We start from the raw sequence: 20,210 nt of genomic DNA, 5'->3' as shown, positions 1-20,210 counted from the left end.
TCACGGTGGTCCCGCCTTGTAGCCGACGCCGCGGACGGTCAGGACGACCTCGGGGTGCTCGGGGTCGGTCTCCACCTTGGACCGCAGGCGCTGGACGTGCACGTTCACCAGGCGGGTGTCCGCCGCGTGCCGGTAGCCCCAGACCTGCTCGAGCAGCACCTCGCGGGTGAACACCTGACGCGGCTTGCGCGCGAGCGCCACCAGCAGGTCGAACTCGAGCGGCGTCAGCTGGATCGCGACGCCGTCCCTGGTCACCTCGTGCCCCGGCACGTCGATGGCCAGGTCGCCGATGGTGAGCATCTCGGCGGGCTCGGAGTCGGTGCGACGCAGCCGGGCGCGGACCCTGGCGACCAGTTCCTTCGGCTTGAACGGCTTGACCACGTAGTCGTCCGCGCCGGACTCGAGGCCGAGCACGATGTCGACGGTGTCGCTCTTGGCCGTGAGCATCACGATGGGCACGCCCGACTCGGCGCGGATCGCCTTGCACACGTCGATCCCGTTGATGCCCGGCAGCATCAGGTCGAGCAGCACCAGGTCGGGGCGCAACTCCCGCAAGGCGGGCAACGCCCGGTTGCCTTCGGCGACCACCGCGGTGTCGAATCCCTCGCCCCGCAGCACGATGGTCAGCATCTCGGCCAGAGCCGGGTCGTCGTCCACTACCAGCACACGTGCCTTCATGGTTACATCGTCGCACTTCGTGAGTGTCGTTCGTGTGGGACCCGCCAGGGCGGGGTGGGCGGAGTGTAACGCCCGCCGTTATCCGAGCGGTTTACCTGTTGATTCATCAACGTTGAGGGACCACGGGGGGCCTTGGAGGTCGGGAAGATGGGCATCCGCAGGCTCAACCACGCTGTGCTCTACGTGCGGGACGTGGCGCGGAGCGTGGGGTTCTACCGGGACGTGTTGGGGTTCCGGGTGGTGCACGAGCGGGCGACGGCGGCGTTCCTGCGCGCTGCCGACTCGGACAACGACCACGACCTCGGCCTGTTCGCGGTGCGCGGGAACGCGCAGCACTCCGGCGGGACGGTGGCGGGGCTGTACCACCTCGCCTGGTCGGTGAACACGTTGCCGGAGCTGGCGGAGTTCGCGAAGAAGCTGACGGCGGCGGGCGCGCTGATCGGCTCGTCGGACCACGCGGTGTCGAAGTCGCTGTACGGCAAGGACCCGGACGGCATCGAGTTCGAGGTCTCCTGGTTCGTGCCGAGGGACCGGGTCACCGCGGAGATGAGCGAGTCCCCCACGATCGGCCGGCTGGACATCGACGCGGAGATCGAGCGCTGGGGGGCGGACCTGGTCGGAGCGCCCTAGCCGATGGCGGGGAGGACGCCCGGGGTGGCGGTGCCGTCGAGGACGTGCCAGGGGGACAGCCAGGCGTCCTCGGCGAGGCCGTCGTAGACGGCGGCGACCCTGGTCTGCAGGGGCTGGTCCGACTCCCAGGTGTCGCGGTCGCGGTCGCCGGTGTGCTCGCGGTGGGCGGAGCGCTCGGCGGCCACGTCGACCGGGACGCGCAGCAGCAGCTGGGCGTCCGGCACCGGGAGCCCGAACCGCTCGATCTCCACCGCCCGGACCCAGTCGACGAACTCGCCGCGCGCGTCCTGGTGCAGACGGGCGGCGCCGAACGCGGCGTTGGAGGCGACGTACCGGTCGAGCAGGACGACGTCGTTGCCGCGCAACGCGTTCCGAATGTCCTCGGCGGCGCCCCGACGGTCGAGCGCGTACAGCATGGCCATGCCGTAGACCTCGTCGCCGAAGCCGCCGAGCCGGCCGTGCAGGCCCTCGCGCACCAGGTCGGCGTGGACGTCCTCGCCGTAGCGCGGGAAGGCGAACCGGGCCACGCGGCCGTCGACCGACGCGGTCAGCTTCTCGGCCAGGGTGCGCTTGCCGGCGCCGTCGAGGCCCTCGATCACGATGAGTCGTCCCACGTCAGTGGAGCCTAGAAGGGCAGGTGGCACCACGGGCTGGAGGGCTCGGTCATCAGCAGGCGGTGCGGGCCGCGGACCGACAGGTACATGTGGCCGTACTGCTCCTGGTCGAACCGGAGCACCCGGCCGAGGGCGTAACCGGCGGAGAAGTCGGCCCACGAGCGGTAGTGCCGCCGGCACAGCTCGCCGGCGCGCAGCACGGCGGCCTCGGCGGTGCGCCGGTCGCAGAACCGGGCGCCGTGGCCCCAGCGGGCCAGGTTGACCGCTTGGCCGAAGTCGTAGCCGAGCACCGAGTCCACGACGCCGTCCGGCGGGAGGACGCCGTCGGCGCGGAACCTGGCCTCGTACCGGGTGATCACGCCGACCAGCGGCACCAGTTCGGTGGGGACGGCCCGGCGCCACGCGGTCGGGTCGCGGGTGCCGTGCTCGCGCAGCAGCCGGCGGCGGGCGTCGAGCACGGCGTTCGGGCCGTCGGGGACCTCGGCGGCGGTGAGGAGCAGGTCGACCTGTCGCTGCCAGGCCGCCGCGGTGGTGACGCCCCAGCCGTCGGCGAGGGAGGCGCGGGCGGACTGGTGGTCGCGGACCGGGTCGTCGAGCGTGTTCCAGGGGCGGGAGACGTGTACCGGGAGGTGCGCGCCGCAGGCGAAACCGTGCGCGAGCGGGCCGTAGAACGGGCCGGACGGGACGGCCACCAGCCCTTCGACATGATCACAGACCGCCACGCGCGGAGTGTACGTGCCGGCGGTGCAACGGCGTGCGTGGTTCGGTCCGTCCTGGCGGCATGAGACGTGGCTGGATGCTGGTGCTGGTACTGGTCGTGGCGGGGTGCGGGCAACCGCCGGCCTCGACGGCCCCGGGGATCGGGACGGTGTCGCCGGCGGGTGCCGAGTACGTGCTGAGCGAGGCGACGGTCGGCGGGCGGCCGCACGCGCTGGTGGCGGGCACGACGGTGTCGCTGGACTTCACCGACGACGGGGAGCTGCGGGCCAACGCCGGCTGCAACCACCTTCGCTGGCGGGTGTCGCTCGACGATGGCACGTTGTCCACCGAGGGCGGCGAGATGACCGAGATGGGCTGCGACGAGCCGCGGCACGCGCAGGACCGGTGGCTGACCGAGTTCCTTGGTGGCGGCCCGTCGTGGGAGCTGGACGGGTCGCGGCTGGTGCTGCGCGGCGGGGACACCGAGCTGGTGTTCACCGATCGCGAGGTCGCCGAGCCGGACCGGCCGCTCGTCGGTCCGGTGTGGACGGTCGACACGCTGGTCGACGGGCAGACGGCGAGCAGCACGCCGACCGGGGCCGCGGCGGCGACGGTGGAGTTCGGCGAGGGCAGGCTGACGGTGTTCACCGGCTGCAACGGCGGGTCGGCTGCGTACACGGTGTCCGGCGACACGATCGAGGTCGACGCGCTGGTGTTGACGCGCAAGGCGTGCGCGCCTGACATCATGCGGGTGGAGGAGGCCGTGGTCGCCGTGCTCGATGGAACTGTGACGTACGCGGTGTCCGCCGAGGTGTTGACGTTGGAGCATCCGTCGGGCAAGGGGTTGCGGTTGCGTGCCGAGTGAGCGGGACGGGTTGCCGGAGCTGTCGTTCGCGACCCAGGCGGAGTTCGCCGCGTGGCTGGCGGAGAACGCCGAGACGCGGGGGCTGTGGATCAGGATCGCGAAGAAGGGCACCGGGATCGTGTCGGTCGACCACGACCAGGCGCTGGCGGTCGCGCTGCGGCACGGGTGGATCGACGGCCAGGCCAGGCGGGTGGACGACGACTACTTCGTGCAGCGGTTCACCCCGAGGACGAAGCGCAGCCGCTGGTCGAAGATCAACCGGGACGCGGTGGAGCGGATGATCGAGGCCGGTGAGATGGCCCCGCGCGGGCTGCGCGAGGTGGAGGCGGCCAAGGCGGACGGCCGCTGGGAGGCGGCGTACGCGGGACCGGCGTCGGCGACCGTGCCGGACGACCTGCGGGCCGCGCTGGACGCGAACCCGGCCGCCGCCGCGTTCTTCACGACGCTGACCAGCCAGAACCGCTACGCGATCCTGTTCAGGGTGGAGGAGGCCAAGCGCCCCGAGACCCGCGCCCGCCGGATCGAGAAGTTCGTCGCGATGCTGGAGCGCGGCGAGACGATCCACTGACGGCGAAGCCCGGCACCCCCGTGGGGGCACCGGGCTTCGCGAAGGCTCGTCAGTAGCGGTAGTGGTCCGACTTGTACGGGCCCTCGACGTCGACGTCGATGTACTCCGCCTGGTCCTTGGTCAGCTTGGTGAGCTTGCCGCCGAGTGCCTCGAGGTGGATCCGGGCGACCTTCTCGTCCAGCTTCTTCGGGAGGCGGTAGACCTCCTTGTCGTACTCCTCGTTCTTCGTGTACAGCTCGATCTGCGCGATCACCTGGTTGGAGAACGAGTTCGACATCACGAACGACGGGTGGCCGGTCGCGTTGCCCAGGTTCATCAGGCGGCCCTCGCTCAGCACGAGGATCGAGTGCCCGTCCGGGAACACCCACTCGTCGACCTGCGGCTTGATGTTGATCCGCTGAACACCCGGGTAGCGCTGCAGGCCGGCCATGTCGATCTCGTTGTCGAAGTGGCCGACGTTGGCGACGATCGCCTGGTGCTTCATCCGGGCCATGTGATCGACCATCACCACGTCCTTGTTGCCCGTGGTGGTGATCACGATGTCGGCCCGGTCCAGCACGTCCTCGAGGCGCTGCACGTCGTAGCCGTCCATCGCGGCCTGCAGCGCGCAGATCGGGTCGATCTCGGTGATGATCACCCGCGCGCCCTGGCCGCGCAGCGACTCCGCCGAGCCCTTGCCGACGTCGCCGTAGCCGCAGACGACCGCGACCTTGCCGCCGATCAGCACGTCGGTGCCTCGGTTGAGGCCGTCGACCAGCGAGTGCCGGATGCCGTACCGGTTGTCGAACTTCGACTTGGTGACCGAGTCGTTCACGTTGATCGCCGGGAACAGGAGCTCACCCGCGGCGGCCAGCTGGTACAGGCGCAGGACGCCGGTCGTGGTCTCCTCGGTGACGCCCTTGATCTCGGTGCCCGTGCGGGTCCACTTCTTCGAGTCCGCCGCGAGGGAGTTGCGCAGCACCTCGAGGATGACCTTCCACTCCTCGGGGTCGTCCGCCTCCGGCTGCGGCACCACGCCGGCCGCCTCGTACTGCGTGCCCTTGTGCACCAGCAGGGTGGCGTCTCCGCCGTCGTCGAGCAGCATGTTCGGCGCGGCATCGCCGGGCCAGGTCAGCATCTGCTCGGTGCACCACCAGTACTCCTCCAGCGTCTCGCCCTTCCAGGCGAACACCGGGACGCCCTTCGGCTCCTCCGGCGTGCCGTGCGGGCCGACGACGACGGCCGCGGCCGCGTGGTCCTGGGTGGAGAAGATGTTGCACGACGCCCAGCGCACCTCGGCGCCCAGCGCCACCAGCGTCTCGATCAGCACCGCCGTCTGCACGGTCATGTGCAGCGAGCCCGAGACGCGCGCCCCGCGCAGCGGGTAGACCTCGGCGTACTCCCGGCGGAACGCCATCAGGCCGGGCATCTCGTGCTCGGCGAGGCGGATCTCCTTGCGGCCGAACTCGGCCAGCGACAGGTCGGCCACCGCGAAGTCCAGCTCGCCGACCTTCCTGGCGTACCGTGCCGTGGTGGTCGCGTCCTGGCTGTTGACTGCGGTCATCCCGTGCATCCTCCAAACTCAAAAGCCTTCATCGAACAGTACCGTTACCCGAAATTGATCCACTCGAGTGGCCATGGGGCATTGGAGGAGTCGGCCGTGCTGACCCCGGGACCGGACACCCGCGTGGTGGAACTGCGCGTGCACGGCGCCATGGGCACGACCCCCTCCTCACTCGTCTCCGCCGTCGCCGCTGTGGATGTCGCCGGGGACGGGGTCGGACGTTTCGTCCGGCCCGCCGACCGGCTGCTGCGCCCGGCGCCGGGGCCGATGCTGCGCGCGGAGGGGCAGTCGATCCCTCGGGTGGTCGAGGGCTACGTCTGGGGCGGGATGACCTCCGGCGGCGCGGCGAAGGCGGCGTGGGCGCTGCTGTTCCCGTTCTCCCTGGCGAACGTGGCGCACTGGATGCTGCCGCCGGTACCGAGCGGGCACCGGCTCGCCGGACGGCTGGGCCTGGTGAACCGGTCGCTGCTGCGGCTGGCCGGCGTGCTGCTGACGATGCTGCTGGTGGCGCAGGCGGCGGTGGTGAGCCTGGACCTGGTCGCGGCGCAGTGCCTCGCGCCGGGGTCGCCGTGCCTGGCCGGCGCGGTGCCCGACTGGGTGCGGGAGACGTACCTGGTGCGGGCGCTGGTGGGACTGCTGCCGGTGCTGGCGCTGGTCTGGGTGCTGCACCGGATCTCGTGCGTGGCGTGGGAGAGCGGGGCGTCCCCGAACCCACCGCCGACGCCGCCGAACGCGCGGGTGCAGCTGCCCGGCACGAACCTGGTCGCCGATCCGGACACGCCGGTGCTGCGCGCGCTGCACCTGCTGGCGGCACTCGCGACGGTCGCGTTGCTGCCGCTGGGCGGGCCGTTCTCGGTACCGACGAGTGCGGCGGGTGTCGGCTCGGACGGTGGCGCCGGGGGTGGGCCGCTCGACGGGGCCGGCGGCTGGCTGCCGGTGGTGCCGTGGGTGGTCGCGCTGGTGCTGCTGGTCGTGGCGCTGCTGGGGGTGCTGCTGCTCGACGACCCGACCGGGGCCGACCCGCGGCGGGCCGGGCGGTGGCTGCGGGCGGCGTTCGGGGTGTGGCCGCGGCGGGTGTTGCTGGGGCTGGGTGTGGCGGTGGTGGTGGGTGCGGCGGCCGCGCGGCACCCGCTGCCGACGGCGTTGCCGGGGACCGACGCGACGGTCGAGGCGGTGGCCGCGGGGCTGGTGGTGCTGGTGGTGCTGCTCGGCGTGCTGCTGGTGCCGGCCGCGTTGATCGCCCGGGTGGAGTGGCGTGGGCTGCCCCGGTCGCTGCGGCCGTGGGCCGGTGGGTGGATGGCCGCGCCCGTGGTGGCGACGGCGGCGCTGCTCGGCGGCGGGTTCGGGGCCGGGTTGGCGATCGCGGTGCAGCGGTTCGTCGGGTTCGAGGTTCCGGATGGTTACGACTCGGTCACGCTGTTGTGGGGCGCGGCCGCGGTTCTCGGGCTCGTGGTGGCCCTGGTCGGTGGCTGTGCCGCGGCCTACACGGTGAGCAGGCTGCGGGCCGGGCGGTTCACCGACGACGAGGCGCTGGTGCGGTTGCTGCACGCGGACTCGGACGATCTGACGGCCGCGGTGCGGGCGTGGCGGAGCGCCTCGTGGTGGCGCGGGCACCTGCACCACGTGGTGCTGGCCGGGGCGGGCGTGCTCTGCGCCGGCGCGGCGGTGGCGATCGTCAACCGGCTGGCCGGGGTCGTGCTGCCGGCGTGGACGGGGCCGCTGTCGGCGCTGGGCGTGCTGACGCTCGGGGTGCTGGCCGGCGCGCTGCTGCGGGCGGTGCACAACGCGGCCAGGGCACCGGAGGCGGCGCGGCGGCTGGGGGTGCTGGCCGACCTGGCGTCGTTCTGGCCGAGGGAGGCGCATCCGATCGTGCCGCCCTGCTACGCGATGAAGGTGGCGCCGGAGCTGGCCGCGCGGACCGTCGAGCACCTGCGCGAGCCGGGTGCGCGGGTGGTGCTCGCCGGTGACAGCCACGGGAGCCTGCTGGTCGCGGTGGCGGCGGCGCGGCTGCTGAACTCGGTGAACGAGCCGGAGCGTCGCCGGATCGGGTTGGTCACGGTCGGGTCCCAGCTGCGGTGGGCGTACGCGCGGGCGTTCCCGGCGGTGCTGCCGCACTCGGCGCTCGGCGGGCTGGCCGGCGAGCTCGGCACCCGGTGGCGGGCGCTGTGCCGGGGCACCGATCCGCTCGGCGGCGCGGTGACCACGTGGGGGCAACAGGTGTACGACGACCGCCTGCTGGGCATCGGCTTCCGGCCGGACGGCACGAGCGGACCGCTGCCGGAGGCGGTCCGGGCCCCGCACGGCGCGCTGGTGCTCGGCCTCGACCACTGGCTGCCGGATCCGGCGCCCGGACCGGTGCCTGGCCGGCGCTGGACGCCCGGGGTGCAGGGGCACGCGAACTACTCGGCCGACCCCGAGTGGGACCGCGCGGTGGCGATGGCCGCCGGGCTGGATCCGGCGGAGCCGTCGGTGGCCGGGTTCGAGTCGCTGCTGACGCGTTAGAGCGTCGCGAGCAGCCCGTCCGCGGCGCGTTCGTGGCCGGCTTGGGCGAGCAGGCCGGCCGGGCCGAGGACGCCCCGCCGGTCGACGGTCACGGTGGCGTTGCGCAGGACCGCGCCGAGCGTGTCGCGCAGGGCGGCCTCGACGGCGGGCAGGTCCGCGGTGTGCCGGAACACCCCGCCGGACAGGACGAGCCGCCCGGCACCGTGCGGGCCGAGGTTGCCGTCGACCATCCGGAGGTGGCGGCGCACCGCCAGAGTCACCGCGAGACAGGCGATCCGCATATCCACTTCGGACTCGTCCGGTGTGGACGGTACGAGGTCGACGTCGTCGTGCCTGGCCCGGGCCGGTTCGGCCAGCTCGCCGGGCCGGAGCAGGCGTTCCGCGACGGCCTCGGCGACCACGGTCGGCGCGCTGACCCGCATGCCCAGGTCGCCCTCGACGGTACGCCGGTCGGCGGGCAGCGCCACCGCGTGCACCCCGGACTCCGCCGAGGACACCGCCGAGTAGACGTCGGTGGTGGCCCCGCCGACGTCGACCACGAGCACGGCGCCCCGCTCGTCGTCACCCGACGCGGCGAGGCGGGAGACCGCGGAGAGCACGGCGTCCGGGGTGACCGTGCGCACGAGGCGGCGGAAGCGGGGGCCGCGGGACAGGCCCTTGCCGCCGATGACGTGCCGCAGGAAGACGTCACGGATCGCCGCGCGGGCCGGCCCTGGCGCGAGCTCGCCGACGTCGGGCAGGACGTTCGCGGCCGGCACGACGCGCCGCCCGGCCAGCGCCGCGAGGGCCGCCGCCCGGGCGTCGACGTTGCCGGCCAACACGACCGGCACCGCGATCCGGGCGGCCGCGAGCCGGGCGGCGTTGTGCAGCAGGACGGTGTCGTCGCCGCCGTCGGTCCCGCCGACCAGCAGGAGCACGTCCGGTGCCGCCGCGCGCACGCTCCGCACGTCGGCCGGCGTGAGCGACCCGGCGAACACGTGCACGACCTTCGCGCCCGCCGACAGCGCCACCCGGTACCCGGCCTCCACACTGACCAACCGCTCCTGCCCGACCACGGCCAGCCGCAACCCGCCACCGGCCGACGAACACGCGAGCACACTCGCCTCCGGGTCGAGCGCCTCCCGCACCGCACCGACCCCGTCCAACACCTCCGGCGGCGTCGTCCGATGCTGCGCGGTGCCGAGCAGCGTCCCGTCGGCGGCGACCAGCGCCCCCTTCGTCCAAGTGGACCCGACGTCCAGACAGAGGAACGTCACAGCCTCATCGCACCTCGTCGAGGTCGCCCACCCAGTCGACCGTGCCCCGCAACGCCTTCTTGGTCACCTTCTTGGTCGTCGTTCCCGACGCCGCCATGGCCTCCGCCATCAGTGCGTCATCGATGTCGATGGTTGTACGCACGAAGCCTCCGCATTACCCGTCAAGCACGGGTGGTGGTGCGGTCCAGGTCCGGTTCCAGGTAGATCAGCCGGGCGGCCGGGACGGCGTCGCGGACCCGGCCCTCGGCGGCGTCGATCTCCTGGGCGACGTCGGCCAGGGGCAGGCCGGGCTCGAGGGCGATCTTCGCGGCGACCAGCAGCTCGTCCGGGCCGATGTACTGGGTGCGGATGTGGATCAGGCGCTGGACGCGGCCGCCGACGACGGCCTTGTCGATCAGCTCCGACTCGCGGGGGGTGGCGCCCTCGCCGATCAGCAGGCTCTTCATCTCGATGATCAGGGTGATCGCGATGATCCCGAGCAGGATGCCGATCATCAGGGTGCCGACGCCGTCCCACATCGGGTCGCCGGTGATGACCGCCAGGCCCACGCCGAACAGGGCGAAGACCAGGCCGAACAACGCGCCGGCGTCCTCCAGCAGCACCACCGGCAGCTCCGGCGTCCTGGACTGGCGGATGAACTGCCACCACGACGCGTCGCCCTTGACCTTGCGGGACTCGACGATCGCGGTGCGGAAGCTGTAGGTCTCCAGGGCGATCGCGACCACCAGGATCACCACCGCGACCATCGGCGAGTTCAGGTCCTCGGGGTGCTGCAGCTTGTGGACGGCCTCGTAGATCGCGAACGCCGAGCCCAGGCTGAACAGCATCAGCGCGACGATGAACGAGTAGAAGTACCGGTCCCGGCCGAAGCCGAACGGGTGCTCGCGCGTCGCCTTGCGGCGGGACGTCTTCTGGCCGAGCAGCAGCAGACCCTGGTTGGACGTGTCGGCCACCGAGTGCACCGACTCGGCCAGCATCGACGACGAACCCGTGATCAGGAAGCCGACGAACTTCGCCACCGCGATCCCCGCGTTCGCGAAGAGCGCGGCGAGAATCGCCTTCGTCCCGCCTCCTGCTGCCACGGCCCTACCCCCTGCCCGGTTCGGTCAAAGTCCGGGCGGAAGCCTACCGGGCCGAACCGACCGTGGCCGCGAACACGCGGACGTGACCGTCGTCGGTCGGCGTCAGCACCACGTCCGGGTCCGCGGCGGGCAGCCACATCGACCCGCCGCGCGTCAGGTCCAGGGCGCGCCCGTCCACCGACTCCACCCGCACGCCGCCGTCGACACACACCACGATCCGCGGCGCGCCGCCCTCGAGCTTCACCTCGCCGCGGGGTTCGCCGTCGGCCCACTCGATGCGGGACAGCTCGAACTCCGGCGCCTCGGTCCGGTACACCCGCCTCGGCCCGGCCGGCTCCCCGGTGCACACGTGCATGTCGGCGAAGCCGAAATCCAGTACCCGCAACAGCTCCGGCACGTCGACGTGCTTGGGGGTGAGCCCGCCGCGCAGCACGTTGTCCGAGTTCGCCAGCACCTCGACCCCGGTGCCGTGCAGGTAGGTGTGCAGGTTCCCGGCCGGCAGGAAGATCGCCTCGCCCGGCTCCAACACCAGCCGGTTGAGCAGCAGCGCGGCCAGCACGCCCGAGTCGCCGGGGTAGCGCTCGCCCAGCTCCAGCACCGTGCGGCACTCCAGCTCGAACTCGCCGTGCTCCTTGACGTGGGTGACGCAGGCATCGAGCAGGTCCGGCACCAGCGCGTCGATCGCCGGCTGGGGCAGGGTGATCCAGGTGGTGAACAGCGCCCGCAGGCCCTCGCCGTCCGGTTCGCCGGCGAGCAGCTCGACGTACGGGGCGAGCGCCGGGGTCTCGATCGCGCGCAGCAGCTCGACCGTGCGGGCCGGGTCGCGGAACCCGGCCAGCGCGTGGAACTCGGTGAGCGCGCACAGCAGCTCTGGCTTCGCGGTCGGGTCCGGGTAGTTGCGGTTGCCGGCCTCGCGCGGGATGCCGGCCTTCTCCTCGCGCGCCCAGCCCTCGGCGGCCTGGTCGGCGGACGGGTGTGCCTGCAGCGACAGCGGCTCCTCGGCGGCCAGCACCTTCAGCAGGAACGGCAGCCGCTCGCCCCACCGCTCGGCGACGGCCGACCCGAGCTGGCCGACCGGGTCACCGGCGAGCACGTCGAGCAGCGACTGCTCGGTGCCGTCGTCGTACACGATCGAGGACGGGTCGCCGGGGTGCGCGCCGAACCACAGCTCCGCCTCCGGGTGCGGGGCCGGGACCTCGCGGCCGAGCAGCGCGGCGATCGTGGTGCGCGAACCCCAGGCATACGGGCGCACCCGGTTCTTCAGCCGTTGCACGGTGACAGCCCCTCGCAGGCTCGGTGCTCGCTCACGGATGCTCCCTGGGCCGGGCCGGTGCGTAGTAGGACGTGCTGCCGCCGGTGGTGCCGGACGCGAGCCCCAGGTACAGGGCGGCCAGCTGGAAACGCAGGGCGAGCACCGCGGCGCACGCCGGCTCGTCGGCGGTGAGCTCCTCGGCGGGGGCGAGCAGGTCGGCGGCGGGGAAGGTGTCGACCGCGAGCCGGCGCACCGGGTCGACGGCGGCGGCGGACACGGCGAGCAGGAACACCCGCAGCGGAGAGACCTGGGCCGGGTCGAGGTCGTCCGGGTCGGCGAAGATGTCGGTGTTGGCCGACGCGTGCGTGGCGGCGCGGTGCAGGGCGGTGCGGCTCGCGGCCTGCGGGTAGGCGGCGACGTCGCAGACCAGGTCGGTGTGGGTGCCGATCACCTGGGCGGCGAACCACGCCACGCCGGTCGCCACGTCGTCGAGGCCCCACAGCAGCGGGGTGCGCTCGGCCAGGCGCAGCGCGAGCGACTTGGCCGGGTTGACGAACGTCTCGTGCTGCATGTGGTCGCGCTCCGCCTCGCGGTCCAGCTCGTCGGCCAGCTGGTAGAGGTCGGTGCGCAGCAGGTTGAGCGTGCTCGCGGCGACCAGGCCGCCGGCGAGCGCGCGGGTGAAGCCGAACCCGGGCGGCACCGGCACGCGCGGGGGGATCAGCACCGCCCGCCCGGCGGCCGCGGCGGCGACCGGGCCGTCCTCGGGCGCGGTCAGCACCACGCCGGCGCCGTAGCGGCTGGCCCGGTCGACCGACTCGGCCAGTTCGTGGTCGCCGGGGTCGTCGGTGTGCGCGAGCACCAGGTCCAGCGGGCCGAGCCACGGCGGCGCGGTGTCGGTGAGCACCACCGGCACCGGGCAGGCCTTGCCGAGCAGCGCCCACAGCAGCTTCGACACGCACGGGCTCAGGCCGGGCCGGGTGATCAGGACGAGCGCGCGCGGCGTCGACTCGGCGTAGCGCTCGAGGCCGGCCTCCCGCGCTCCCTCGACGGTGGCCCGGACCTGCGCGCCGGCCAGCGCGGCGGCGTGCAGCAGGCCATCGACGTCGACCTCGGCGATCCGGTCCAGGTCGTCGAGGAGCGAGTCGTCAACCGCGGCACTCACTTGTCGGCATCCGGTTCGGTCGGCCCATGGACCGCCTCGTCGAGCAGCAGCACGGGGATGCCGTCCTCGACGCGGAACTGGCGCCCGCAGGAGGTGCAGGTGAGCACGTCCGCGTCCGGATCGGTGGGGCTGCCGGTGGTGAGCGGGGCGTGGTCGTCCGAGGGGCAGGCCAGGATCTCCAGCAGCCTCGGGTCCAGTTGAACGGCCATGAGTGGCTCCTCCCTGGGTCAGGCGCGGACGATGGCCAGCACCTCGTCGCGCAGCGCGGCCACGGCGTCCTCGTCGGCCGCCTCGACGTTCAGCCGAAGCAGGGGCTCGGTGTTGGACGGCCGCAGATTGAACCATCCGCCGCCGGGCAGCTCCACCGTCAGCCCGTCGAGTTCGTCGGTGCGTACCCCGTCGCGCGCGCCGAACGCCTCCTTGACCGCGGCCATCCGGGCGGTCTGGTCGTCGACCGTCGAGTTGATCTCGCCGGACGCGGCGTAGCGGCTGTAGGCCGAGGTCAGGGCGGAGAGGGTGCCGTCCTGCTCGCCGAGCGCGGCGAGCACGTGCATCGCGGCGAGCATGCCGGTGTCGGCGCGCCAGAAGTCGCGGAAGTAGTAGTGCGCGGAGTGCTCGCCGCCGAAGATGGCCGCCGAGCGCGCCATCTCCTCCTTGATGAACGAGTGCCCGACGCGGGTGCGGACCGGCTTGCCGCCGTGCTCGGCGACGATCTCCGGCACGGCCTTGGAGGTGATCAGGTTGTGGATGATCGCGCCGCCCGGGTCCTTGGCCAGCTCGCGCACGGCGACCAGCGCGGTGATCGCCGACGGCGGGACGGGCTCGCCGCGCTCGTCGACCACGAAGCAGCGGTCGGCGTCGCCGTCGAACGCCAGGCCGGCGTCGGCGCCTACCTCGCGGACCTTGGCCTGCACGTCGACGATGTTCTTCGGGTCGAGCGGGTTGGCCTCGTGGTTGGGGAAGGTGCCGTCGAGCTCGAAGTACATCGGCACGACCTCGATCGGCAGGCCGTCGAACACGGCCGGCACGGTGTGCCCGCCCATGCCGTTGCCGGCGTCGACCACGACCTTCAGCGGGCGGCTGCCGGACAGGTCGACGAGTTCGCGCAGGTAGGCGACGTAGCCGGCGAGCATGTCGCGGGTCTCCAGCGTGCCCGGCCTGCGGCCCTGGGTCGGCGGCGTGCCGGCCTCGACCTCGCGCTGGATGTCGGTGAGGCCGCTGTCCTGGCCGACCGGGGCGGCGCCGGCGCGGCAGAGCTTGATCCCGTTGTACTTGGCCGGGTTGTGGCTCGCGGTGAACATGGCGCCGGGCAGGTCGAGGTGCCCGGAGGCGTAGTAGAGCATGTCGGTGCTGGCGAGCCCGATCATGACGACGTCGACGCCCTCCTGGAGCGCGCCGTCGGCGAAGGCGCTGGCCAGTTCGGGCGAGGACGCGCGCATGTCGTGGCCGATGACGATCGCGCCCGCCTCGTGCACCCGGCGGGCGAACGCCGCGCCGATGTCACGCACGACGTCGGCGTCGAGCTGCTCACCGACGATCCCGCGGATGTCGTAGGCCTTGAAGACGCCGGACAGGTCACGCACCAGTGCTCCCATGGTCAGCGGATTTGCCCGAAAGCCTACCGGCGCGCGGGTGCGGTCGGGGCAGGTCGGGGTATTACCGGCCTTCTACTCGGTCACCTACTCGGTCACCGGATCGGGCAGGACGCGCAGGTGGCCGCGCCGGCCGCCGCCGGTGGCCGGCTCCGGGGCCTCGACCGGGCGGTCCGGGCGGCCCGCCTCGCGGACGGCCTCGGCGAGCGCGGTCAGGTCGTCGACGCTTGGCTCCGGGGCGGCGAACTCGCCGTCGTGCCGGACGACCTCCCAGCCGCGGGGCACGGTCAGCCGCAGCGCGTGCTCCTCGCAGAGGTCGTAGCTGTGCGGCTCGGAGTAGGTGGCGAGCGGGCCGACGACCGCGGTCGAGTCGGCGTAGGCGTAGGTCAGCGTCGCCACCGCCGGGTTGCCGCACCCGGTCCGGGAACACTTCCGCACGCTCCGCACGATCCAGGACGATAGCGCTTCGCGAGCCTTCCGGCAGGTAGCCACACCGGGCGGGTCTGGCGGGTTACCGGCCCGAGTACCCTCGCGTGGTGTCCACCCCCCGCCGCAACCGGGACCGGCACGGGCGCGGATTGCGCGGGTCGCTGTACCCGCCGACGCTGCCCGCCGCGTCCACCCGCGCCGAGCGGTTCGACGCGCTGGTGCTGGCCGCGTTGGACCCGATCGAGGCACGCTGGCGCACCGAGCTGACCGACCTGGACATCGCCGTGGACGACGTGCCGGACGTGCGGGAGACGGAACGCCCGCAGGACGGCCTGCTCGCCGACGGCGGGGTGCCGCTGGCCCGGCTGGTGCCGGCGGGCGTCGACCGGCGCGGACAGCCGACGAAGGCGCGGATCGTGGTGTTCCGCCGTCCGCTGGAGGCCCGCGCCCGCGACGGCGCCGACCTGGCCGACCTGGTGCACCACGTCCTGGTGGAGCAGGTCGCCAACTACCTCAACCTCGACCCCGGCGTCATCGAGGGCGACGGCTGACCTGCCGGCGGCCGGGGATCGCGGTGAGCAGGACGAACAGGGCCATCGCCGCCTGGATCAGCAGGAGCACGCCGCGCAGCGCGGTCGGCTGTTCGACCCGCACCTCGGCGGCGCTGGTACCCAGCGGCACGCCGACCAGGTGACCCCAGGCCCGCACCACCGGCACCTCGCGCCCGTCGACGGTGGCCCGCCACCCCGGCTCCTCCTCCGCCGCGACGACCAGCAGCCGTCCGCCCGGCCCGTCCGACACCCGTACCGCCACCGACGGCGGCCACGCGTCGACCGGCACGATCCCCGGGGCGCCCAGCTCGGTCGGCGGCGGGCTCCCGGTGATCGCGCGCCTGGCCTGTTCCGGGGACAGCAGCGTGACCTGCCCGGCGGCCGGCTGGAGCCGCAGCACCGGCCGCCCGTCCTCGGTGGCCGGGGCGCCCGCGACCAGGTCCCCCGCCGCGTCCGCGATCACCTCCCCCGCCCCCGCGTCCGGCGCGACGACGAACAGCACGCCCGCCGCGGCCGCGTCCGCCACCGCCACCGGCACCTGCTCCGCGTCACCGAACCCGGCGACCAGCCGCGCCAGGCTCACCCCCGCGTCGACCGGCGGCAGCGCGTCGTCCCCGAACATCGGCAGCCGCCCGGCCGTCATCCGCGCCGGCTCCCCGTCCCTCGGCAGCACCAGCACCCCGCGCCCGGTCTCCGCCAGCTCCCGGTCCAGCGTGGTCGCCAGCCCCAACCCGCCCGCGTCGTCCAGCGGCCCCACCCGCCCCACGAACGCCCCCACCGCCAGCACCCCGCCCCCCCCCCGCCCCACCCCCCCCCCCCCCCCGCGAGTCGTCCGGTCCCGGCGCGCGAGTCGTACGGTCCCGGCGCGCGAGTCGTACGTTCCCGGAACGTCGGACTCGCCGGACGGGAACGTACGACTCGCGGGTTGTGGGAGTACGTCCGTGGCGCGGGAGGCGGGTGGGCGCGCTCGGCAGGTGGCCAGGAGGGCGTGCAGCAGGCCCCAGCCGGCGACCAGGAGGGGGGCGCCGGGCCAGCCGGTCTCGGCGGGGCCGCCGGTCACGGGGGCGGCGGGTACGCCCAGGACCAGCGTGACCGCGAGGGCACCGAGCAGCGCGAGCGCGAGGCCGGGGAGGACCGCGCGGCCGGGGCGGATCACGAGGCCGGCGAGTACCGCCACCACCACGACCAGGCCGGTCCACGGCAGCGGACCGCCGAGCACGCCCACCGCTCCGACGCCGTGCAGGACCACGCCCGGGTGCTGGATGAGTACCGCCGGCCACGGCAGCAGGAGCGCCAGCGGCATCAGTACCAGCACGAACAGGGCCGTCACCCGTCGACGGCCGTCGCCCCGCCTGCCGGGCACCAGGACGAACCCGGCCAGCGCGTACGCGACCAGCAGCAGGTGCACCAGCGGCGTGAACGCGCCCAGCACCGCGAGCCCGATCGCCGACGTCGCCGCGGTGGACAGCCAGCGTGCCGAGTCCGTGCGCGCCCGCCCCAGCAGCGCCACGATCCCCGCGGTCACCGGCGGCAGCAGCACGTGTGCGACCACCACGTCCAAGCGGCCATGCGCGACGGCCTCGGTTCCCGGGGGCAGCAGCGCGTACGCGGCCGCGACCAGCGCCCGCACCCAGCGGTGCACCGGCAGCCGCCGGGTCGCCACGTACGCACCGAGCCCGGCCAGCGGCAGGCTGCCGAGGAACAGCACCGCCACCGCGGCCGCCGGCCCGCCGAGCGGCGCGAACACCGCCCCGAGCACGCCGAGCACCGCGAGCGCGGCCGGCGCGGGCGCGGCGGTGCCGCCGGCGACCGGGTGCCAGGTGTCCAGGTACGCCGCCCAGGTGGCGGCGAGGTCGGGTACCGGCAGCAACCGCCCGCCGGCCAGGTCGAGGCCGAGCCGGTCGGCGTTGGCCACCAGGCCGAACGCCAGCAACGCCGTCACCAGCAGCACCGGCGGCGCGAGCAGCACCTGCCTGGCCAGCCGTGCCCGGTCGACCCGCACGAGCACCAGGTCGGGCGGCGCCGGCCGCGATCCGTCGCGCGGCACCGGCGACGGCCGGCGGCCCGGCGACGGGCGGAACCCGTCCGGCAGCGCGGGGTTCGGCAGCTCGACCGGCACGCCGACCGACGTGGTCGGCCGCCGCAGCCCGGCCGTGCGCCTGGGCCGACCACCCGCGCCGGCGGGCAGGGCCTGCGGTCCGACCAGGGGCACGGCCGGCTCGGCGGGCAACAGCACCGCGTCGCCGTCGGTGGTGTCGGGCAGCCGGCCGAGCGCGGCGTCGGCCTCCACCCGGCGGCGCACCAGGTGGGCGACGGCCGCGCCGACCGTGTTGCGCAGGCGGGTGAGGCGGCTGGTGAACAGCCCGCGCACCGAGCGCACCTCGAGCGCGCCCCGCCGGCTCGCCCGCGCCGCCCGCAGCCCCGCGCGCCCGCCGAGTACGTACCCGAGCGCGCGCAGTTCCGCCCGGCAGTCGTCGAGCCGGCGCTGCATCGCGAACCCGAGCGCGCGCACCACGCACAGCACGGCCAGTCGAGGCAGGCCGACCAGGAACGAGAACGTCGAGCAGTTGACCAGGAACGTCCGCAGCCCCTGCGCGCGGTCCACCGCCCGCACCGACCCCCCGGCGCGCGCGGCCCCGGCGCCGCGTACCCCGGTGGGCACCGCGCGGACGTGCCGCAGCCGCGCGGACGGCACGCACAGCACGACCGAGCCGGCCCAGTTCGCCCGCCAGCCGAAGTCGATGTCCTCGCGCAGCAGCGGGATCGCGGGGTCGAAGCCGCCGAGCGCGCTCCACAGCTCGCGCCGCACCAGCAAACCGGCCGACGGGACCGCGAGTACCTCGGTGCTCTGCCCGTACCGGTGCCCGCGGCCGAGCCGGTCCCAGTCCAGTTCGGACGGTCCGATGCCGGTCTGCCGGTGCCCGGACGCGTCGGTGGACAGCCCGGCCTCGACCACGAGCCTCGGGTCGTGCCAGTCCAGCGCGAGCGGGCCGAGCACGCCGGCCGCCGGTGAGGCGTCGGCGACGCTCAGCAGGGTGGCCAGGCAGTCGGGTTCCGGGGCGCTGTCGTCGTGCAGCACCCAGATCCAGCCGTCGTGCTGGTCGCCCCAGCGTTCGACGGCGACCGCGACGGCCGCGTGCACGGCCGCGGCGAAACCGGTGCCGCGGTCGAGGGTGAGCACGCCGTGCAGCACGGGTTCCGCGCCGCCCGCCGCGTCGTCGAGCAGTCGGGGGGTGGCGTCCAGCGAACCGGTGTCGACGGCCAGCACGTGCCGGGGCCGCGGGGTGGACGCACGCAGGGCCGCGAGCGCGGCCGGCAGCCAGTCCTCGCCGTCGTGGCACACCAGTACCGCGAGCACCGGAGCGGTGCGCAGTACCGGCGCACTACTCCGCGGGCCGTGACGAGGCATTCGCACAAGATGCCATGAACGGCCCTCGCGTTAATCTCGGCTAGATCACGCGTTTCTTCAGCTTGCGCCGCTCCCGTTCGGACAACCCGCCCCAGATGCCGAACCGCTCGTCGTGCGCGAGCGCGTACTCCAGGCACTCGGCGCGCACCTCACACCCCTGACAGATGCGCTTGGCCTCCCTGGTCGATCCACCCTTCTCGGGGAAGAACGCCTCCGGGTCGGTCTGCGCGCACAGGGCACGCTCCTGCCACTCCTGCTCTTCGGCCTCGTCGAACAGCTCGGCCAGAACACCCAGCTCCTCGTGCGAGTGCTCCCCACACTCCACGACGCGACTCCCATCGCTGATTTCCTGCGCCCTGATCTCCAGAGTCATGGCCCGTCCGCCTCCTCGCCTTTCGCGCTCCCCGGGTTGGCGGACACCACTCGCCCTCTCACCGGCGAATGACATCGATGTGATTACACCCGTGTCATCGCGGCGCGTCAAGCGAAGCACCCGGCCGGGTGATGCCCTATTGGGGCGAACGGAAAACCATCCACTGGACCAGCGCGCAACCGGTGAACGGGTGTGTCCCGCCACACTGGCACACTCGGGGTGTGCAGCGCTCAGCGATCCGGCCGTCGCCGGTGTTCCTCGCCATCCTCGCGGTCGCCGTCGCGGGTGGCCTGCTCGTCGCCTTCGGCCAGCCGGAGAACTACTTCGCCGGCGACCCGGGCTGGGCCGTCCAACTGGGCACGTTCCTGCTGGTGATCGGCGGCTGGGGGGTGTCCCTGTGCCTGCACGAGTTCGGTCACGCGATCGTGGCCTACCGCGGCGGCGACCGCGAGGTGTACTTCAAGGGCTACCTGACCCTGGATCCGCGCCGCTACACCGACCCGGTGTTCAGCCTGGTGCTGCCGCTGCTGCTGCTCGCGATCGGCGGCATCCCGCTGCCCGGCGGCGCGGTGTGGATCAACCACCACGCGCTGCGCTCGAAGCGCGTCGACTCGATGGTCTCGCTCGCCGGGCCGTTCTCGAACCTGGCGATCGGCCTGCTGCTGATCGTCGCGGTCGGGGTGTTCCAGCCGTCGACGGCGCTCGGCGGCGCGCTGTCGTTCCTCGCGCTGCTGCAGGTGCTCGCGTTCGTGCTCAACATCCTGCCGATCCCCGGCCTGGACGGCTGGGGCGCGATCGAGCCGTACCTGTCCTGGGAGGCGCAGCGGTTCGGCGCGAAGGCCCGGCCGTGGGCGCCGCTGATCCTGTTCGCCGTGCTGATCGGGATCCCGGCCGTCGGCCAGGCCTTCTTCGGGCTCGCCGACGGGGTGTTCGGCCTGGTCGGCGGCGACGAGTTCCTGAGCGACGTGGGCAACTACGCGTTCTTCTTCTGGCGCTGAGAGGATC

The 20,210-nt window shown here is 73.7% G+C and carries 20 protein-coding genes; 6 read left to right on the top strand and 14 right to left on the bottom strand.

All coding sequences use genetic code 11. The features are described 5' to 3' along the window. The gene (mtrA, locus tag JT362_RS24535; protein ID WP_260194043.1) at positions 1–678 is read right to left on the bottom strand and encodes an MtrAB system response regulator MtrA; all 678 of its coding nucleotides are present in this window, start codon (positions 676–678) and stop codon (positions 1–3) included. A gap of 147 nt (positions 679–825) precedes the next feature. Here mtrA and JT362_RS24530 point away from each other — a divergent pair, with 147 nt between their 5' ends. After that, entirely contained in the window at positions 826–1,308 is a 483-nt protein-coding gene (locus tag JT362_RS24530; RefSeq protein WP_260194042.1) for a VOC family protein, read from the top strand. Here the strand turns inward: JT362_RS24530 and JT362_RS24525 are convergent. Together JT362_RS24525 and JT362_RS24520 are read right to left on the bottom strand one after the other, a co-directional pair. Then, positions 1,305–1,922, bottom strand: coding sequence for a dTMP kinase (locus tag JT362_RS24525; protein WP_260194041.1), 618 nt, complete (start codon positions 1,920–1,922; stop codon positions 1,305–1,307). The genes JT362_RS24530 and JT362_RS24525 overlap by 4 nt on opposite strands. Before the next feature lie 11 nt (positions 1,923–1,933). Next, entirely contained in the window at positions 1,934–2,644 is a 711-nt protein-coding gene (locus JT362_RS24520; RefSeq protein ID WP_260194040.1) for a DUF1266 domain-containing protein, read from the bottom strand. 59 nt (positions 2,645–2,703) lie between these two features. Between JT362_RS24520 and JT362_RS24515 the strand changes: the two genes are divergently transcribed. Both JT362_RS24515 and JT362_RS35465 read left to right on the top strand, forming a co-directional pair. Beyond that, entirely contained in the window at positions 2,704–3,486 is a 783-nt protein-coding gene (locus JT362_RS24515) for an META domain-containing protein (protein WP_260194039.1), read from the top strand. Next, entirely contained in the window at positions 3,476–4,054 is a 579-nt protein-coding gene (locus tag JT362_RS35465) for a YdeI/OmpD-associated family protein (protein WP_311202748.1), read from the top strand. Before JT362_RS24515 ends, JT362_RS35465 begins: the two co-directional genes overlap by 11 nt. Positions 4,055–4,103: 49 nt before the next feature. On the opposite strand, the gene ahcY is transcribed toward JT362_RS35465, so the two are convergent. Beyond that, entirely contained in the window at positions 4,104–5,597 is a 1,494-nt protein-coding gene (gene ahcY / locus JT362_RS24505) for an adenosylhomocysteinase (protein ID WP_260194038.1), read from the bottom strand. Positions 5,598–5,693: 96 nt separating this feature from the next. Here ahcY and JT362_RS24500 point away from each other — a divergent pair, with 96 nt between their 5' ends. Next, entirely contained in the window at positions 5,694–8,099 is a 2,406-nt protein-coding gene (locus JT362_RS24500) for a hypothetical protein (protein ID WP_260194037.1), read from the top strand. Here the strand turns inward: JT362_RS24500 and JT362_RS24495 are convergent. The 8 genes from JT362_RS24495 to JT362_RS24460 form a co-directional block, all read right to left on the bottom strand. Further along, positions 8,096–9,355 (bottom strand): glutamate mutase L, encoded by a 1,260-nt coding sequence (locus JT362_RS24495; RefSeq protein WP_260194036.1) that lies wholly within the window; start codon positions 9,353–9,355, stop codon positions 8,096–8,098. The two genes, JT362_RS24500 and JT362_RS24495, sit on opposite strands and share 4 nt — an antisense overlap. Before the next feature lie 4 nt (positions 9,356–9,359). Further along, positions 9,360–9,497, bottom strand: coding sequence for a type II toxin-antitoxin system VapB family antitoxin (locus tag JT362_RS24490; RefSeq protein ID WP_260194035.1), 138 nt, complete (start codon positions 9,495–9,497; stop codon positions 9,360–9,362). A gap of 19 nt (positions 9,498–9,516) precedes the next feature. Further along, positions 9,517–10,437, bottom strand: coding sequence for a cation diffusion facilitator family transporter (locus JT362_RS24485; RefSeq protein ID WP_260194034.1), 921 nt, complete (start codon positions 10,435–10,437; stop codon positions 9,517–9,519). Between the two features lie 43 nt (positions 10,438–10,480). Continuing rightward, positions 10,481–11,710: a mannose-6-phosphate isomerase, class I gene (manA, locus tag JT362_RS24480; RefSeq protein WP_260194033.1), complete on the bottom strand. Its 1,230-nt coding sequence runs from the start codon at positions 11,708–11,710 to the stop codon at positions 10,481–10,483. Between the two features lie 31 nt (positions 11,711–11,741). Continuing rightward, entirely contained in the window at positions 11,742–12,851 is a 1,110-nt protein-coding gene (locus tag JT362_RS24475; RefSeq protein ID WP_260194032.1) for a hypothetical protein, read from the bottom strand. Further along, positions 12,848–13,060, bottom strand: a complete 213-nt coding sequence (locus tag JT362_RS24470; protein WP_260194031.1) for a Trm112 family protein — start codon at positions 13,058–13,060, stop codon at positions 12,848–12,850. Before JT362_RS24470 ends, JT362_RS24475 begins: the two co-directional genes overlap by 4 nt. Positions 13,061–13,078: 18 nt before the next feature. Continuing rightward, a complete protein-coding gene (locus JT362_RS24465; protein WP_260194030.1) occupies positions 13,079–14,434 on the bottom strand; it encodes a phosphomannomutase/phosphoglucomutase in 1,356 nt (451 codons plus the stop codon). A 96-nt stretch (positions 14,435–14,530) separates the two neighbouring features. Further along, positions 14,531–14,890 (bottom strand): DUF3499 domain-containing protein, encoded by a 360-nt coding sequence (locus JT362_RS24460; RefSeq protein ID WP_260194029.1) that lies wholly within the window; start codon positions 14,888–14,890, stop codon positions 14,531–14,533. 89 nt (positions 14,891–14,979) lie between these two features. Between JT362_RS24460 and JT362_RS24455 the strand changes: the two genes are divergently transcribed. Next, a complete protein-coding gene (locus JT362_RS24455) occupies positions 14,980–15,423 on the top strand; it encodes a metallopeptidase family protein (protein WP_260194028.1) in 444 nt (147 codons plus the stop codon). Here JT362_RS24455 and JT362_RS24450 read toward each other — a convergent pair. Both JT362_RS24450 and JT362_RS24445 read right to left on the bottom strand, forming a co-directional pair. Then, a complete protein-coding gene (locus JT362_RS24450) occupies positions 15,404–18,832 on the bottom strand; it encodes a glycosyltransferase (protein ID WP_260194027.1) in 3,429 nt (1,142 codons plus the stop codon). The two genes, JT362_RS24455 and JT362_RS24450, sit on opposite strands and share 20 nt — an antisense overlap. Positions 18,833–18,872: 40 nt before the next feature. Then, positions 18,873–19,205, bottom strand: a complete 333-nt coding sequence (locus JT362_RS24445) for a WhiB family transcriptional regulator (RefSeq protein ID WP_260194026.1) — start codon at positions 19,203–19,205, stop codon at positions 18,873–18,875. A gap of 221 nt (positions 19,206–19,426) precedes the next feature. Here JT362_RS24445 and JT362_RS24440 point away from each other — a divergent pair, with 221 nt between their 5' ends. Further along, complete coding sequence (locus tag JT362_RS24440) at positions 19,427–20,203, top strand: site-2 protease family protein (protein WP_260194025.1); 777 nt, start codon at positions 19,427–19,429, stop codon at positions 20,201–20,203. Positions 20,204–20,210 lie beyond the last annotated feature (7 nt).

This window comes from Actinophytocola gossypii, assembly GCF_025165815.1.
GTDB lineage: Bacteria > Actinomycetota > Actinomycetes > Mycobacteriales > Pseudonocardiaceae > Actinophytocola > Actinophytocola gossypii.
This window is presented reverse-complemented; position numbering and strand designations above follow the sequence as displayed.